Genomic DNA, 17,315 nt, shown 5'->3' on the forward strand with positions numbered 1-17,315 from the left:
TTAGTGTTTCTCTTGTAAGTGTTGTTCGATAATCGCACCACCAAGGCACACTTCATCGACATAGAATACGGCAGATTGACCCGGAGTGACGAGTCGCTTGCGGGAATCAAAAATCACTTCTAATGTATCATCATCAATAGGATTTACAGTACAAGGAATGTCTACTTGACGATAGCGAGTTTTCACTGTGCATTTAAAACTGTCAGTTACGGGAGTTCTATTTACCCAATCACATTGCTTGGCGATTAAACCGTAGGAAAATAGGGCTGGATGATCTGCCCCCTGCGCGACTAGCAGGCGATTATTATCCATATCTTTGCCAACAACATACCATGGGTTTTCATTGGAGTTTTGTAATCCTCCAATGCCTAAGCCTTTACGCTGACCTAGAGTATGGTACATCAAACCTTGATGTTGACCGATAACTTCACCGGTGGGTGTGACAATATCACCGGGCTGAGCGGGTAAATATTCCTGTAGAAAATCGGTAAATTTACGTTCACCAATAAAACAAATACCGGTGCTATCTTTTTTATTTGCGGTAATTAAATCTTGTTCTTCAGCGATACGACGTACTTCTGGTTTTTCAAGCTCACCAACAGGGAATAGGGTTTGCGCTATTTGCTTTTCACCCACTGCATAAAGAAAGTAACTTTGATCTTTATTACCATCTACACCACGTAGTAATTGCGCATGTCCATCTACATCGCGACGACGACAATAATGGCCTGTTGCGATATAATCAGCACCTAAATCTTCTGCTTGCGAATTCTAAGAAGGCTTTAAATTTAATTTCTTTGTTGCACATAATATCTGGATTTGGTGTGCGGCCAGCTTTGTATTCAGCTAAAAAGTGTTCAAAGACATTATCCCAATATTCAGCTGCAAAATTAATAGTGTGAAGTTTAATACCTAATTTGTCACAAACTGATTTTGCATCGATAAGATCTTGAGCGGAAGCGCAATACTCATCGGTATCATCCTCTTCCCAGTTTTTCATGAATAGCCCTTCAACTTGATACCCCTGTTGCTGTAACAAATAAGCAGAAACAGATGAATCAACACCGCCAGAAATTCCGACGATCACTTTGGTTTGGCTATTGCCTTTCATAAAAAAACTCTCCTGCAGGTTGGGGATTAACCACTGCGGTTTATTACACGGTAAAATGGCTTGCTATTGTCACTAAAAATGTATTGCAACACTGTTTTGTTTAATGAGCATATTCAAAAAACCAGCTCGTCAATAAGACTCTCTCAATTGAGCTGGTATGAGGCGCGATTTTAACAGAAAACCAACACAATTAAACTAATAATGTGATTTAGCTAACGTTGAAAAAATTAGTGTAAAAATTAAGGCGTAAACACGTTGATTTTTTTATGTTTTTCAAGAGGAAATAGACCTATATTTTTAAAAAATAAGTCACACCGTTTTAAATTAATATGCATAAAATAAAAAAATCTTGAAAAAAATTCAAACTTAAATTATATCGTATTATAGCAATCGTTGATTTGTTAAATTATTAGTTTATTGGTTTTTTTGGAGTCTTAAAAATGAGAAAAAATAACAATTATTCTCAACAGTTTATTAACGCAAATGAAAATGATGCGGCTGACGAATGGGATGAAAATGATGATGATGATTTTGGTGATGATGATGTTGTTCATGCTCGTAAAGAACACCAGAATCACCGTGGACGAGGCAAAGGCCAAGTGCGCCGTAATATAGAAAATTTCAAAGACAGACAAATGCTTAAGGAACTGTTAGGCGATGATTATGATGATTATCATAACTTAATTTAATAGTGCCTTAATCATGCAAAACAAAATATGTTTTGTATGATCTATTCTCTTGAGTATTACCTTTTAATTAACAGTAATACTCAAGAGAAAACCTATTCGTAAATATGATAATAAGCGTTTTTTGATATTGAAACGCTTAAGATTTTTTGCAAATTTTATTTTTTTAAACAGTTGAGTTACGCTCACTGTTTAAATCACTGAAATACTCTACAAATTCAACTTCTATTCCATCCGGGTCAAGAAAATAGATATTTTCACGGAAGGGATTGTCGTTACCTCTGGAATGTGCAGAAAACCCTGCCTTTTCAAGTCGTGTCGAGAGTGCTTTGATATTTTTTATTTCAAAGCAAAAATGCGCTAAACCTGCTTGATGCCCAGTTAAGTCTCTTGATGCTTTATTAGCGTTGTCATTTAATGCAATGTAAGTATCATCATCACCAAAATGACACCAGTTTCTCGCTTTCCCGTACCATTCTGTTTGCCCTCCATCTCTTATTTTCCATTCTGGAAAGACAGCTTTGTAAAAATCCAAACTTCTTTGGATGTCCTTTACCACAAGATTGATATGTTCAAATCTAATCATTATCGACTCCTTCGTTTATTTTTGGTTTTTATTAAAACTAATTACCTTATTAAATAAAGTAATCGCTTTACTTAATTAAGTAAAGAAAAATCTTTACTTAATTTTTTGCTGAGTAATAATCTAGTTATGAAAACAGTTCAAAAAAACAGACAGAAAACGACAGAGATAATCTTTCAACTATTGAAAGAGCAGGGGGCAATGACTGCAAAAAGCCTTTCCGAACGTTTAAACATGACCACTATGGGCGTGCGTCAGCACCTATTGTTATTAGAAGAAAAACAAGAAATTCAATTTTTTGATCAAAAAGCGTCAAGAGGGCGTCCAACGCGTTATTGGCAATTAACTGAAAAAGCAAATCATCACTTTGAAGATCGCCACGAAGAGTTAACGGTACAATTACTTATTTCTGTGCGTGAGGTATTTGGTGAGCAGGGCTTGGATAAGCTAATAACTCAACGCGAAGAAACCATGCTTAGACAATATAAGCAAGCAATGGCGGGTTTAACGACGATTGAACAACGTTTACGTAAGCTTGTATCACTTCGCAGTGCAGAGGGGTACATGGCCAGTGTTGAGCAAAAGGGAGTTGCTGGTGGCTATTAGAAAATCACTGTCCAATTTGTCTGTCACGCCAATGAATGTAACAACTTTTGCCGTTCAGAAACTGGAAATCTTTCAGTCATTGTTTTCCGATTTAGCAGTCATTTCTCGTGAAGAACATATTCTTGACGGAGCAAGACGTTGCGCTTATAAAATACTGCCCGGCACAAAGTGAAAAAGGACAGCCCACTAGCCTAGTGATTTAAAATCAAGTACACTAATCGCAGGCTGGTTGGAAGCCTCCCTCGCAAAAGTGTTATCACCAATTTTAATTTTGTTTTTAGCTCATACGCCAAAACATTTTCTATTACCAATAGCGAGAAGGTAACTTTATAGGAGAATGATATGCGTATCGATCATGATAACGTCATCAACACTTGGCTCATAGAGGCCAAAAAGCTACATAAATCTACCAAATCAGCATCGCTAACCGATGCATTACCTGTTTTACGTCGTTTATTGAATACTAATGTTTTAGTGGGAGTTTCTTTACCCGATCTAAAAAAGAAAGCAGATATAATTCAGCGTAAGCATCTGTTGCATATGCTTGCAATAGAAGCTGGTTATCCAAATTGGAAAGCATTAAAAGACATTATTCAGGAAAAGTCTCAACAGGATGAGTTATTGCTCCCCTATAGTATTGCACTGAAAAACGCAGGTTACCCTACACTGTGGTTTGCTAATGTAGCAGAGGCTAAGATTTATGCAGATAGCCATAAGGGAAAGGTTGTCATTGTTGGTGAACAAGTCGCTTGGATACCTGAAACATTAAGCTAACTAATCTCAATTCTGGATAAGCCAAGCGATACCGCACTGTATGCTATATTTTAAGTGGTAGAGCTTTAGTTATATTTCGCTTCCATTGTCCAGAAATGATGTTAAATAATGACTACCGGCTGTTATTAATGAACTAATAACAGCCTCAAACATTTATTTTTTATTGCCTAATACATTAATCAATGCCCCAAGAATGATCAATGCACCACCAGTTAATGTCCAACTTGATGGCACTTCATTAAAAATAATAAAGCCGAAGAATATCGAAAAAACTACTTGCACGTATGAAAAGGCAGTCACTTTTGTGGCGACTTCACTTTGCATCGCTTTTGTTAATCCAACTTGACCCACTTGGGTAAAAATACCTACAAACAACAATAAAAAGAAAGCTTCTAGATTTGGCATAACAAAGTCATTACCTAATAAAATAAGCGAAAAGGGAAGTGCAATTAAGGGGAAATAAAAGATAATTACAGAGCTATCTTCACTTTTACTTAAGCGTTTAACAATCACATAGGCAATAGCACTACCCAAGGCACCTAACAAAGCAACAAAAATACTAAACCAAGAGAGAACAACGCCATCAGCTAGCGATAAATTAGGCATTACCATCAAAAATAAGCCTAATAAACTAAACATAATGCATAATAAAGTTGATCCTTGAATTTTGTCTTTTAGAAAGAAAAAGGCTAACAATGCGGTAAATACTGGATAGGTATATTGTAATAAAGTAGCTTCTGCCAGGGGTAAGGTGATAACTGCATAATACACACAGATTAATGCTAATGTGCCCATCACACCTCGTGCGATTAATAGTTTTTTATTATTCCCCCATACTGGTATTTTCTTCTTTTTATATCTATGTAACTAATGAATAACGATACTAATCCACGAGTCGCAACAATTTCAAAAACGGGAATGTTGTGGGTGCTTAGTAATTTTACACAGGCTGTCATTAATGAAAATGCAAAAGCGGAAAGCAACATGTAGCGCATGCTTAGTGAGAAATAGGACTTTAGATTTTGAGTCATAGGTTTTAATCTGAATTAATAGTAAGAATGCTGAGTTTATAGTAACTGAGTGGCTATCAGTTAACTTTTATCTTTTTGAATTAGAAAATTTTATTTATTGGTCTTTCTATTATTGTGTGTAGTTCTTTTGAGTTGATGAAACTATTTTTAACAGAACACTTAAAGTTGTGTTTTTTCTTTGTTAGTCAAGCTCATCCTGTCAGTTATTGAACCTAAATTACATTGGTTTCGCCTTGTAGGCGAGTCGGTGATGAGAAACCGAAACGAAGTTTCGCAGTTTGAGGAAGCCATGTTTCTCAACAGCAAGAAAAAGTAACCAAAAAGTGCCGTTCCGAAGCGTTTTTATCTTGCTAAATTAATCCCTTTTACGCACCAGTTCGGACCGCACATCCCTGTGCGGAGCCGAACTTAGTTTCGGCATCCTTGCCTCTACTTGCTAAAGGAATTAATTTATCAAGAAAAACGTATACGGAAGATTTGTGTGTACGCATTGATTTAATTTCAAGGATTAATCATTTGTATTTTGTTGTTTTATGCTATTTGTAAAAAACTAGAGACCAATGCGTATACACGATCCCCTTCCATTTTCTTGCTAAGGCATGATTACTTAGCAAGAGCCGGCAAGGATGCCTAAGCTCAGTCAGCACAAGGACGTGCTGTTTGAGCTGGTGCGTTATAAGCAATCAGGACGTGCAAATCAAAAAATGGTGGGGCGACTTTTCTTTGGCTGTTCAAAGAAAAGCATATGAACTGACAGCTTCTTTTCCTTCAAGCATTCCAGCTCAAAGCCTTAAAGCATTTTGTATGACCCATTCTCAATCCCCTCAATCGTCCAATCCCCAATTGAATAACGTATCAAACGTAATGTTGGAAAACCGATATTTGCAGTCATGCGTCTTACTTGACGATTACGGCCTTCATTGATGGTAATGCTTAACCAGGTTGTTGGAATATTCGCTCGTTCACGAATAGGGGGATTACGTGGCCAAATATTGGGTTCAATCATAATTTCGATTGTTGCGGGTAAAGTTAAACCATCTTTTAATTCGACGCCTTTTCGAAGCTTCTCAAGGTCGTTCTCTTCTGGTTGACCTTCGACTTGCACCCAATAGGTTTTATTGGTTTTTTTCTTGGGTTGGGTGATTTCAGCTTGCAACTTGCCATCGTTAGTAAGTAATAATAAACCTTCACTGTCTCTGTCTAATCGACCTGCGGCTGTAAACTTCTTTTACATCAATATAATCTGCCAAGGTCTGACGTTTATAGTTTGAGTTTCCTTCATCGGTAAATTGACACAGTACATCAAAGGGTTTGTTAAATAGGATGACTTTGCGAGTTTCATTGGTCACTACAGGTAATTGATGACGTTTTGTATTTTTGTTTTTTTTATTATAGGAGTGCTTTGATGCTGTTGTAGGTCTCTTATTTGCGGTACGTTTACCAGTTTGCTTGTTTGATGTGGGCTTTTTTTAAACACGACTTCACCTGTTATTAACTAGATGCAGGCAGTATATCAGAATCATTTCTGTTGCTGAGATGTGAATGACTTCTTATTATTAAAAAATCAGTTATTTTGACTGTTAATAATACATGTTGATCTTACTACTTTGAGTAGCGTAATATTTGAGCTCTTCATTTTGCAAGTGGCAATTTAAACATGCACATCACAAATTAGCATCATCAATAAATGAAATTAACAATGAAATATCCATCGAAAGTAGACTATTTATCAGTTTTCGCTATTATGTGCACAATAAATAACGCAATGTAACAATTTCGCAACATCACCATTTTTTTAAAGGGAAATAAAATGACCGATAAATCAGCAAAAATTATTTATACATTAACGGATGAAGCACCAGCATTAGCAACGCATTCGTTACTACCTATTGTTAATGCGTTCACGAAGGCGGCTGATATTGCTGTAGAAACTCGTGATATTTCAGTTGCGGCTCGTATTATTTCTCATTTTTCTGACTGCTTGACAACTGAGCAACAACTACCTGATTCATTGGCTGAGCTAGGTGAGTTAGCTAAAACGCCAGAAGCAAACATTATTAAGTTACCAAATGTAAGTGCATCTATTCCACAATTAAAAGCGACAATTAAAGAACTTCAATCTCACGGCTATGCTTTACCTGACTTTCCTGAAGTACCAGCAAATGCGACTGAAGAAGAAACTAAAGCACGTTATGCAAAGGTATTAGGTAGTGCTGTAAATCCTGTATTACGTGAAGGTAACTCTGATCGTCGTGTTGCAGATGCTGTGAAACAATATGCACAGGACAACCCACATCGCATGGGTGCTTGGTCTAAAGACTCTAAATCACACGTTGCAAATATGACTGATGGTGATTTTTATAGCTCTGAGCAATCTGTCGTACTAGGTCAAGATGACGATGTAAAAATTGAATTCACTAACGCTTCTGGTGCTGTAACTGTTCTTAAAGCTTCTACACCTGTATTAAAAGATGAGCTAATTGACTCTTCACGTATGAGTGCATCAGCATTACGCGCTTATTTCGAAAAAGAAATGACAGAAGCAAAAGATAATAACATCATGCTTTCTCTGCATTTAAAAGCAACTATGATGAAAGTATCTGATCCAATCATGTTTGGTCATGCAGTGACTGTTTACTACAAAGATGTATTTGCTAAACATGCTGATTTATTTGCCGAGCTAGGTGTAGATGAGCGTAATGGTTTAGGTGATGTTTACGCTAAAATCGCCAATATTGATGCGGCTAAAAAAGCGGAAGTAGAAGCGGATATTCAAGCGGTCTATGCAACTCGTCCAAATTTGGCAATGGTTGATTCAGATAAAGGTATTACAAATTTACACGTACCAAGTGACGTTATCATTGATGCTTCAATGCCTGCAATGGTTCGCTCTAGCGGTCAAATGTGGAATGCTGAAGGTAAACTTGAAGATACTAAAGCACTGATCCCTGATCGTTGTTATGCAGGTATCTACGAAGAAACAATTAAATTCTGTCGTGAAAATGGTGCTTTTGACCCTGCGACTATGGGTAATGTTTCAAATGTAGGTTTGATGGCTCAAAAAGCTGAAGAATACGGTTCACACGATAAAACGTTCCAAATCGCTGAAGCGGGTACAGTTAAAGTAATCGATTCTGCTGGAAATGTATTAATGTCTCATGACGTTGAAGCTGGTGATATCTGGCGTATGTGTCAAGCGAAAGATATTCCAATTCGTGATTGGGTACGCCTTGCTGTAAGTCGTGCACAGGCCACTGGCCAGCCTGCTATTTTCTGGCTAGATGAAAATCGCGCACACGATAAAAATCTGATTGAAAAAGTAAAAGTATACTTAAATGATCACGATACTAGTGGTTTAGATATTCAGATCATGTCACCAGTAGAAGCGACTAAATACACTTTACAACGTGTACTTGCAGGTGAGAATACGATTTCTGTAACGGGTAACGTATTACGTGATTACCTAACGGATTTATTCCCAATTTTAGAATTAGGTACAAGTGCTAAAATGCTTTCTATCGTTCCTTTGCTTGCGGGCGGTGGTTTGTTTGAAACGGGTGCTGGTGGTTCTGCTCCTAAGCATGTACAACAGTTTGTTGAAGAAAATCACTTACGTTGGGATTCTTTGGGTGAGTTTTTAGCATTAGCTGTATCAATTGAAGATATTGCGACTAAAACAAATAATGCTAAAGCAGTTGTTTTGGCTGAAGCTCTACATGTGGCTAATGGTAAGTTCCTTAAGGAAGATAAATCACCTTCTCGTAAAGTAAATGAACTTGATAACCGCGGTAGTCATTTCTACTTAGCAATGTACTGGGCAGAAGCGCTTGCAAGCACAAACAACAGATGTTGCGCTTCAAGAGAAGTTTGCGCCACTTGCTAAAGCATTAACTGAAAATGAAGCTACGATTGTTGCTGAGTTGAATGGTGCACAGGGTGTGTCTGTTGAGTTAGGCGGTTACTTCCACACAGATCAGGATAAAGTTGCGAAAGCAATGCGTCCAAGTAACACATTAAATGGCGCACTGAATGCTATTTAAGTAGTTATTTTTTATAAAAAAGGCGCTTTTCGAAGCGCCTTTTTTGTTTTTATTTTTTTGTTTTTAAGAGTGAATTAAATACCTAGTTCATCAAGTAAATCTTGGTCAATCATTGCCTCTTGATTATCGCTGTTTGTTGTTGGACTTTGATTATGCTTTTCCTGTTCCAAAATCGAATCTGCATCAAATGCTTGGCGCTCTTCAAAGTTTGGTAACTTAATGAATTCGGTTTTATCCATTGCAAGTTCCAAATAAAAAATATTATTTTTTTCGGTTGTGAAAGTAACTCTTCTTGCTTGAGGTCGGTCTAAATTAGTATCGATAGAAAGGTTGACCTGTTTATTAATGACTAGCATTTTAGGCTGGTTTTGTGTGATTGAAGTGTGCAGTTCATGACCAACTACATTCGTAAAGTCTCCCACTAACTGATTCATAAGCTCCCCCATCACATCACTAACTTCATCTGAAGTGTGAGATTTTGCTAGCTCATTAGCGGGTATGCCCATGTGAGTCATATAATTGGTATAGACTTCAACCGTCTGCTGCGCACTAAAATTGATAATGACCAGTCCAGAAAAACCACCATCAAATAGCACAAAACAGCCAATATCTGGCTTCAAGCAAGTTTTGTTGATTTTTTGTACCATTGAAGAATAGTTGATTGGACGGTCAGTTGCTTTAGTGAGTACCGATTTAATTGAGTTACACAAAACCAATAAAATATCATCGGTGGTAATTATTTTACTTCTAGCCATTTGAATCCCTTAAACAAATTAGAATATTATTTATATTTACTTTAAGAGTAGGTTAATCGTTTACTTTAGTCTGCAAAGATATCTAATTTTTTGTCGATAATGTTAAAAAAAGCATGTTTTTAGTATTAGGGCTTGTTGAGCTTTCTTTATTTACAAAGCATCGATTGCTCTAAATGATAATGTTCTTAAAATGTTTTTTCTGACTGAATAAATAATCGATGTCAGGTGGAAAGTCTTTGTTTTTCTTCGCATGTTTCATCATATCAAAAATAGTAAATTCAGTGAGTATGGCAAATTGATATGGCTGGAAGTTTTCATTGGCTTGTTTGGTTGGATCAAAGTACTGCTCACCAATTTTAATAATAGCCTGATCAAGCAGGGGATCTTGGCAGATATAACCAAGCACATAACGCTGTGCATGTTTATAAATAACATTCATATAACTATTGTAAAAACTTTCATTAGGCGTTGTTGTGCACTTAGAAAGCTCCTCAGCCGGCATGGCATGAACTGTTACTAACCTAATTTTATCTGCAATAAAGTTAAGATCCGTCAATTGCTGATGAATCGCTTCAATTTCAAGTGTGCCCACGTTAACGCCTTTCTTAGAAAAAACCGAATTATACTGAAACTTGGAACAACAATCCCGATATTTGAGGTAAAAAGTATTTGTTATTTTTTTATGTTAACAGTGATCTATTAGTCAATATGTTACGTACTCATTGAAAATACGTTATCCATCAGGTACAAGGAATGTAAACATGCTTAAAAGAATTGCAAACTCGACGGGTAACATATTGATGAATCAACAAATAGATTTATTGGATGAAGAGCAACAACAAATAAATGATTGGTTAACATTAGTTGCAAGACAGCAGGATCAGCATGCTTTTTCGCAATTATTTAAATTTTTTGCACCTAGGATACGTAGTCATGGATTAAAAAAATTTACTAATGAAGCACAAGCAATGGAACTGGTACAAGAAACCATGATGTTAGTTTGGCGTAAAGCAACACAATTTAACGCCACTAAAGGAAAAGGAAGCACTTGGATTTACACTATTATGCGTAATTATAGTTTTGATATGTTACGAAAAATACTAAGCAATAAAGAAGACTTAATGAGTGAAGATTTATGGCCAATGCTTGATGTTGAAGAAGAAACTGAGGATGAAGATCATTTGCAAACACGGCATTTATTTTTATACATGGATAACCTACCTGACCTTCAGAAACAAGTCATTCAAGGCATTTATGTTGATGATAAAACTCAGCAGGAATTGTCAGATGAGCTTTCAGTCCCGATAGGAACCATTAAATCCAGGTTAAGGTTAGCATTAGTGAAATTACGAGACATGATGGAGGAAAAGTAATGATTAAATTTCATCCAGATAAGAAATTATTAAAGGCATACAGTGCAGGTGAATTACCCCTGTCTCTATCAATCGCCATGAGTGCGCATATTGAGCTTTGTGAGCAATGTGCTAAACAAGCGCAGATAGTTGAAGAGAGTTTATCGCAAAACCTATGGCAGGATGAAGCATCTGAAAATGCCAACTTTGGTGATATGTTACAGGCGATTATGGCTGAACCTGTGACCCAAATAAGAAAACCAACTACTGTTGATAAGAATTTGGTTCATATTGCTGGTAAAGATTATCAGCTACCCAATGCTTTTAGACAATTTCAAGATTTAAAATGGTCTGGTTTTGGCCCTGTCAGTCGAGCTCGGATCATACATGATGAACAAAACGTTCGTGCCAGCTTATTACATATTGATAAAAATGGAAGAATACCTCAGCACCAGCATAAAGGCTATGAATTGACCCTTTTAATCGACGGCAGTTTCACTGATGAGATGGGAACTTATCAGAAAGGTGACTTTATATGGTTGGATGGTAGCCAGACACATAGCCCTTACACAGAAAATGGTTGTTTATGTTATGCCGTACAGGATGCACCTTTACACTTTGTGCGCGGTATGAGCAAAGTGTTAAACCCATTAGGTAATTTAATTTATTAATGAGCTATGCTGTTATAACAACTCATCGCGAATAAGTAGGTAACAAATGCAAAAAGCACCACACAATGGTATTAAAGTAGGTATCAGTAGTTGTTTATTAGGGGCCAAGGTGCGTTATGACGGTGGCCATAAGCAAAGCCGATATTGTCAAAATGTGTTAGTTGAGCACTTTGATTTTCAGCCCTTATGTCCAGAAATGGCAATAGGTTTAGGTGCTCCACGAAAAACCATACGCTTGGTTAAAGATGAAGAGCGTATTCGCGTGGTTGCCAGTGATGGTAGTTTTGATGTCACTGACGATATGGATAACTACTCACGAGAAACCAGTGCGACTTTGCATCATTTAAGTGGTTATATTTTATGTGCTAAATCACCAAGTTGTGGAATGGAACGCGTCACCGTATATCAAGCTGGTACTAATAATGGTCAACGTGATGGTGTTGGCGTGTTTGTCGCACAATTAATGAAAGATCATCCTTTATTGCCTATCGAAGAAGATGGTCGATTAAACGATCCCCTATTACGTGATAACTTTATTACTCGTGTGTTTGCTTATCATCAATGGAAATGTTTAGTTGATGAGGGATTAACGCTAGCTAAAATGATCAGTTTTCATGCACAGCATAAATATTTGTTAATGGCACATAATCCAAGTTTATATTACAAACTCGGTCCGATGCTCGGTGGCAATACTGATAAAACATTAGACGTTATTGCCGATGAATATATTACTTTATTTATGCAGGTGCTTGGCACTATGCCAACACGTAAAAGTCATACTAATACCTTGTCGCACTTACAAGGGTATTTTAAAAATCACCTGAGTAGCGCACAGCGAGTAGATCTTGCCAGCAATATCGATAAATACCGACAAGGTTTATTGCCTTTAATGGCACCGTTAACTTTAATTAATCATTACTTAGCCTTATTTCCAGATCCTTATTTACAACAACAAGTTTATCTTCACCCACATCCAGATGAATTAAAGCTACGTTACAGCCACTAGGAGCAGATAAAAGTCTTATGAAAATAGTTTGGTTTCGCAAAGATTTACGCGTTCATGATAACGCGGCTTTAACACAGGCCTGCCAGGATGGGCCTGTTACTGCTGTGTACTTTATTACCCCTGAACAATGGAAAAAACATGATGTTGCGCCGATTCAAATAGATTTTATTGAAAAAGCATTAAATCAATTAGCGAATTCCCTTGCGGAGCTAGGCATTGAATTGATAGTTAAAACTGTAGATCTTTTTTCTGATGTGCCAAACAGCCTGGTTTATTTGTGTAGGAAATTAAATGCCTCTGAAGTGCTTGCTAATTGTGAAGTTGAAATTGATGAGATAAATCGTGATATAAGCGTGCAACAACATGGTGTTAACCTAAAGCTATTTCAATCCGATTGTATTATCAATCCCGGTGAGGTGTTGACTCAACAGGGTACTATGTTCAAGGTTTTTACTCCTTTCAAGATAAATTGCTTGTCACAAATTAAAAGCCTCGATTTAACTCCCTATGCCAAACCTGCTTATAACAACCTGATACTTGAACAAGATGAACTAATAACTCTTAGTCCACCGACCATATCTATTGAGTTACCGAAAAAAGACAGTAGTACTTGGCAGGCCTCTGAAGATGCGGCACAAGCCCATTTAAGCAAGTTTTTAGATGAGCAAGTAGAAGATTATCATCTACACCGAGATTTTCCTGCTAAACCCGGTACCTCGATGTTGTCACCTTATTTAGCACTAGGTTTAATCAGTGCTAAACAATGTCTATACGCACTACTTCAGCGTTATCCACATGCATTAGATAATGGCAAAGATGGCCCTTCAACTTGGGTAAATGAACTTATTTGGCGAGAATTTTATCGTCATATTATGGTGCTCAATCCGCGTTTAGGTAAAGGGGCTAATTATAATCAATTAGGCAATAATATTAATTGGCAGAATGACCCTAAATTATTTAAAGCTTGGTGTGAAGGCAAAACAGGTTACCCCTTAGTGGATGCGGCTATGCAACAGTTAACTCAAACTGGTTGGATGCATAATCGCTTAAGAATGGTTTGTGCAAGTTTCTTAACCAAACATTTATTAATTGATTGGCGATGGGGCGAACGCTTTTTTAAACAGCACCTTATCGATGGTGATTTTGCTTCTAACAATGGTGGTTGGCAGTGGGTCGCCAGCACCGGCTGTGATGCTCAACCTTATTTTAGAATTTTTAATCCTATTATTCAGAGTCAAAAGTTTGATCCAAATGGACAGTTTATCAGTATATATAATCAAGCGTTATCACACTTGAGCGACAAGCAGATTCACTTTCCTGTTAATCCGATTGTTGAACATAAATTAGCGCGATTAACCGCGTTAGATTTATTTTCGGTACTTAAAAAAGGATGAGTCATGGGATCTCCACTATTAGAAAAGTTTTGTCACATCTATCAAAATTTAGATCGTGATAATCTTGATCAATTAAAAGAGGTATATAGCGAGCAGATTGAGTTTGTTGATGCAGTCGAAAAAATAAAAGGGCTAAGTGCATTAACTGCATATTTTCAGCATCTTTATGAAAACATGCATTATTGTCGTTTTATTATTAGCGATATGATCGAACAAGAGGGGCAAGCTTGCCTTGTTTGGCGAATGGAATATGCTCATCAAAAAATAAATGCCGGAGAAATGGTAACTGTAGAAGGGTGTTCTTTTCTTGTCTTTTCCGAAAAAATAGATTTTCACCGTGATTATGTCGATATGGGGCAAATGTTGTATGAGCATATTCCATTAGTTGGTAGAGTGATAAAAGGCATTAAAAATAGGGTGAGAACATGAATACCCTTGATGATACATTCAAGCAACCACCTAATCAGCCTGCAAATCCATCACAACAGTCACACTGTAAAACATTGCTATTAACCGGTGCAACATCTGGCATTGGCGAGGCTTTGTGTAATCAATACCTCAGTATGGGCTGGAACGTAATTGCCTGTGGAAGAAACCCTGAAAAATTATCACTATTGGTGTGTAATAATAATGTTACTGCTATACAAGTAGATTTAACCGAAGAATTGCAAGTTACAGAGGCTTTTTCTTCACTTCCACAATTAGATTTAGTGATTTTAAACGCCGGTAATTGTGAATATATAAACGATGCTCAGCACTTCGATGGACAATTATTTGCCCGAGTTATTAATACTAACCTAATTTCTGTGGGGTACTGTTTACAAGCTTTATTACCTAAGATTGTGGCTGGTGGCCAACTTGCCTTAGTTGGCTCAAGCGCCAGTATTCTGCCTTTTTCCCGAGCGCAAGCTTATGGTGCCAGTAAAGCAGGCATTGCTTATCTTGCTAGCAGTTTAGCGATTGACTTAAAAAAACATAACATAGATGTCAGTTTGATAAGACCTGGTTTTGTTAAAACGCCACTGACTGATAAGAATGATTTTAAAATGCCAATGTGTATTAGTAGTGAAGAAGCCTCTGATTTTATTGTTAACGGCCTTAATAAGCGCCAATTCGATATTCATTTTCCTAAGAAATTTACTCTGATTTTAAAAAGTATCGCTCTTTTGCCAGAAAGCTTTTGGCATTGGTTCAGCGCAAGGACATTACAAAAATGACAGATTTAAATATTAAAACTGATGCGACTCAAAAAAAGAAAATCGCCATTGTTGGTACTGGTATTTCTGGATTGACCTGTGCTTATTTGCTTAATCAAAAGCATGATATACGTGTCTTTGAAAGTGGTGATTATATTGGTGGGCATACTGCAACTAAAGACGTTGATTTCGATGGTAAAAATTGGCAAATAGATACTGGTTTTATTGTTTTTAATGATAGAACTTACCCTAACTTTGAGAAACTACTTGCTCAAATTGGTGTACAACGCTTAGCAACAGAAATGAGCTTTAGTGTGCGTAATCAAGATACTGGCTTGGAGTACAGCGGTAGTGGCTTAAATGGTTTATTTGCGCAACGTTCTAATATTTTTAATATGCAATTTTTAACTTTAATAAAAGAAATTCTACGATTTAATAAGCTTTGTAAAAAATTGTGGGCAGATAAACAAGTTGATAGTAGCCAGAATTTAGGTGATTTTTTACAACATCATGGCTTTACTGAATATTTTTCTAATCATTATATTTTGCCTATGGGCGTCGCTATTTGGTCAACTAGCCTGACTGAAATGAAAGCTTTTCCCCTGTATTTCTTTATCCGTTTCTTTTATAACCATGGTTTATTAAGCATCACTAATCGCCCACAGTGGTATGTGATCCCCGGTGGTTCAAAACAATATATTAAACCTTTGGTTAAGGGATTTGAGAACAAAATTTATTTGAATTCTCCAGTAACTGCCGTAAGACGTTTGTCAAAAGGTGTTGAGCTATAAGTGAATAACGGCGAATGGCAGTACTTTGATGATGTCGTTTTAGCTTGCCATAGCGATCAAGCACAATCTATGTTGAGTGATATTACAGAACATGAAAAATCCGTGTTAGGTGGTTTAAAATATCAAAAAAATGAAGTGGTGATGCATCATGATGAAAGTATGTTACCGATTGAGAAAAATGCTTGGGCGGCTTGGAACTATCACTTGAATAGCGACAATTTACGTCCTGCGACTTTAACTTATAACATGAAAATATTGCAGAATTTGCCAGAAACAAGCACCGACTTTCTGTATTACTTTAAATCAAACTAAGTTAATTGATGAGAAAAAAATATTAGCCACTTATCAGTATGATCATCCGGTATTTAATGCAAGTAGTTTAAATTCACAGGAAAGGCGTTTAGATATTTGTGGAAAAAATAATACTCATTTTGCAGGTGCTTATTGGTATAACGGTTTCCATGAAGATGGAGTCCGTAGCGCATTAGATGTTTGTAAGCGTTTTGGGTTGACATTATGAGTGAGGAAACCGCTTGTTTAACTAAAAAAACTGCAGGCTTTAAATCTGGTATTTATAAAGGCTGGGTGAGTCATCGACGTTTTACTCCCAAAAAACATAGCTTTAAATATGAAATGTTTTTATTAGCGATTGATTTAGATGAGTTACCCGAGCTAAATACACTTAGCCCTTGGTTTAAAATCAATAAATTTGCCCCTTTAACCTTAAAGGCCAGTGATTACCTGACTCATCAATCTCAATTATCAAAACAGTTTGTGTGGGAAAAAATACAAAGTTTAGGTGCACAGGATAAACCTGAAAGGGTCGTCTTTATTGGTCAATTAAGATGCTTTGGGATCTATTTTAGTCCTATCAATCTTTATTATTGTTTTGATGAAAAAGATGAGTTGATCACCTTGTTAGCAGAGGTGAGTAATACTCCCTGGAACCAACGACATTATTATTTAATTCCGCTAAATCAAACAGAAGACAAAAAAATCCACAAAAACTGATCTCAGAGAAAGCTTTCCACGTATCCCCTTTCATGGACTTAAATATGCAATATCAGTGGTTAATTAAAAAGCCCGATGAACAGTTAAAGTTACATATTCAAAATAATCATTTAACTTCTGGTGAAAAACTTTTTGATGCCAGTTTAATAATGAAAAGAATGGACTTTACAAATGCAAATTTAAGGCGATGCATTGCTTCTATACCGATAATGACACTGAAAACCTTATGGGGTATTTATTGGCAAGCATTAAAGTTATTCATAAAGGGTGTGCCTTACGTAGCATATGCTAAAAAATAAAGGGGAAAA

Annotated in this window: 14 protein-coding genes and 5 pseudogenes; 13 read left to right on the forward strand and 6 right to left on the reverse strand. The window is 36.7% G+C overall.

Annotated elements, in window-relative coordinates; translation table 11 throughout:
• Positions 1-1,111, reverse strand: a pseudogene (gene mnmA / locus ACLKMH_RS07545) (tRNA 2-thiouridine(34) synthase MnmA).
• 440 nt (positions 1,112-1,551) lie between these two features.
• On the opposite strand from mnmA, the gene ACLKMH_RS07550 reads away from it, so the two are divergent.
• A complete protein-coding gene (locus tag ACLKMH_RS07550) occupies positions 1,552-1,800 on the forward strand; it encodes a PA3496 family putative envelope integrity protein (protein WP_413701471.1) in 249 nt (82 codons plus the stop codon).
• A 163-nt stretch (positions 1,801-1,963) separates the two neighbouring features.
• Here the strand turns inward: ACLKMH_RS07550 and ACLKMH_RS07555 are convergent, their stop codons facing one another.
• Entirely contained in the window at positions 1,964-2,383 is a 420-nt protein-coding gene (locus ACLKMH_RS07555; RefSeq protein ID WP_413701472.1) for a VOC family protein, read from the reverse strand.
• 126 nt (positions 2,384-2,509) lie between these two features.
• On the opposite strand from ACLKMH_RS07555, the pseudogene ACLKMH_RS07560 reads away from it, so the two are divergent.
• Positions 2,510-3,158 (forward strand): annotated as a pseudogene (locus tag ACLKMH_RS07560) (helix-turn-helix transcriptional regulator).
• Positions 3,159-3,328: 170 nt separating this feature from the next.
• Positions 3,329-3,760, forward strand: a complete 432-nt coding sequence (locus tag ACLKMH_RS07565) for a hypothetical protein (RefSeq protein WP_413701473.1) — start codon at positions 3,329-3,331, stop codon at positions 3,758-3,760.
• A gap of 153 nt (positions 3,761-3,913) precedes the next feature.
• Here the strand turns inward: ACLKMH_RS07565 and ACLKMH_RS07570 are convergent, their stop codons facing one another.
• Together ACLKMH_RS07570 and ACLKMH_RS07575 are read right to left on the reverse strand one after the other, a co-directional pair.
• A complete protein-coding gene (locus ACLKMH_RS07570) occupies positions 3,914-4,555 on the reverse strand; it encodes a DMT family transporter (protein WP_413701474.1) in 642 nt (213 codons plus the stop codon).
• Positions 4,556-5,581: 1,026 nt separating this feature from the next.
• Positions 5,582-6,140 (reverse strand): annotated as a pseudogene (locus ACLKMH_RS07575) (pseudouridine synthase).
• Between the two features lie 461 nt (positions 6,141-6,601).
• Between ACLKMH_RS07575 and ACLKMH_RS07580 the strand changes: the two are divergent.
• Positions 6,602-8,831 (forward strand): annotated as a pseudogene (locus ACLKMH_RS07580) (NADP-dependent isocitrate dehydrogenase).
• 74 nt (positions 8,832-8,905) lie between these two features.
• On the opposite strand, the gene ACLKMH_RS07585 reads toward ACLKMH_RS07580, so the two are convergent.
• Positions 8,906-9,586, reverse strand: coding sequence for a DUF3334 family protein (locus ACLKMH_RS07585; RefSeq protein WP_413701475.1), 681 nt, complete (start codon positions 9,584-9,586; stop codon positions 8,906-8,908).
• Positions 9,587-9,755: 169 nt separating this feature from the next.
• Positions 9,756-10,178, reverse strand: a complete 423-nt coding sequence (locus tag ACLKMH_RS07590; RefSeq protein ID WP_413701476.1) for a hypothetical protein — start codon at positions 10,176-10,178, stop codon at positions 9,756-9,758.
• Between the two features lie 169 nt (positions 10,179-10,347).
• Here ACLKMH_RS07590 and ACLKMH_RS07595 point away from each other — a divergent pair, with 169 nt between their 5' ends.
• The 9 genes and pseudogenes from ACLKMH_RS07595 to ACLKMH_RS07635 all read left to right on the forward strand — a co-directional run bounded on the left by ACLKMH_RS07595 (position 10,348) and on the right by ACLKMH_RS07635 (position 17,306).
• On the forward strand, positions 10,348-10,959 hold the full coding sequence (locus ACLKMH_RS07595; protein ID WP_413701477.1) for a sigma-70 family RNA polymerase sigma factor: 612 nt from the start codon (positions 10,348-10,350) through the stop codon (positions 10,957-10,959).
• On the forward strand, positions 10,959-11,609 hold the full coding sequence (locus ACLKMH_RS07600) for a ChrR family anti-sigma-E factor (RefSeq protein WP_413701478.1): 651 nt from the start codon (positions 10,959-10,961) through the stop codon (positions 11,607-11,609). The genes ACLKMH_RS07595 and ACLKMH_RS07600 overlap by 1 nt, the downstream gene beginning before the upstream one ends.
• Positions 11,610-11,655: 46 nt before the next feature.
• Complete coding sequence (locus ACLKMH_RS07605) at positions 11,656-12,615, forward strand: YbgA family protein (protein ID WP_413701479.1); 960 nt, start codon at positions 11,656-11,658, stop codon at positions 12,613-12,615.
• A gap of 17 nt (positions 12,616-12,632) precedes the next feature.
• Positions 12,633-14,009: a deoxyribodipyrimidine photo-lyase gene (gene phrB, locus ACLKMH_RS07610; protein WP_413701480.1), complete on the forward strand. Its 1,377-nt coding sequence runs from the start codon at positions 12,633-12,635 to the stop codon at positions 14,007-14,009.
• Positions 14,010-14,012: 3 nt separating this feature from the next.
• The gene (locus ACLKMH_RS07615; RefSeq protein WP_413701481.1) at positions 14,013-14,438 is read left to right on the forward strand and encodes a nuclear transport factor 2 family protein; all 426 of its coding nucleotides are present in this window, start codon (positions 14,013-14,015) and stop codon (positions 14,436-14,438) included.
• Positions 14,435-15,226 carry an SDR family NAD(P)-dependent oxidoreductase gene (locus tag ACLKMH_RS07620; RefSeq protein WP_413701482.1) on the forward strand — a complete coding sequence of 264 codons (792 nt, stop codon included), beginning with the start codon at positions 14,435-14,437 and terminating at the stop codon, positions 15,224-15,226. Before ACLKMH_RS07615 ends, ACLKMH_RS07620 begins: the two co-directional genes overlap by 4 nt.
• A pseudogene (locus tag ACLKMH_RS07625) lies at positions 15,223-16,516 on the forward strand (NAD(P)/FAD-dependent oxidoreductase). The gene ACLKMH_RS07620 and the pseudogene ACLKMH_RS07625 overlap by 4 nt, the downstream one beginning before the upstream one ends.
• The gene (locus ACLKMH_RS07630) at positions 16,513-17,007 is read left to right on the forward strand and encodes a DUF1365 domain-containing protein (protein ID WP_413701483.1); all 495 of its coding nucleotides are present in this window, start codon (positions 16,513-16,515) and stop codon (positions 17,005-17,007) included. The pseudogene ACLKMH_RS07625 and the gene ACLKMH_RS07630 overlap by 4 nt, the downstream one beginning before the upstream one ends.
• Before the next feature lie 44 nt (positions 17,008-17,051).
• Positions 17,052-17,306 carry a DUF1365 family protein gene (locus ACLKMH_RS07635; protein ID WP_413701484.1) on the forward strand — a complete coding sequence of 85 codons (255 nt, stop codon included), beginning with the start codon at positions 17,052-17,054 and terminating at the stop codon, positions 17,304-17,306.
• Positions 17,307-17,315: the final 9 nt, after the last annotated feature.

The sequence above is a fragment of the Psychromonas sp. KJ10-10 genome, assembly GCF_047323245.1.
Taxonomy (GTDB): Bacteria; Pseudomonadota; Gammaproteobacteria; order Enterobacterales; family Psychromonadaceae; genus Psychromonas.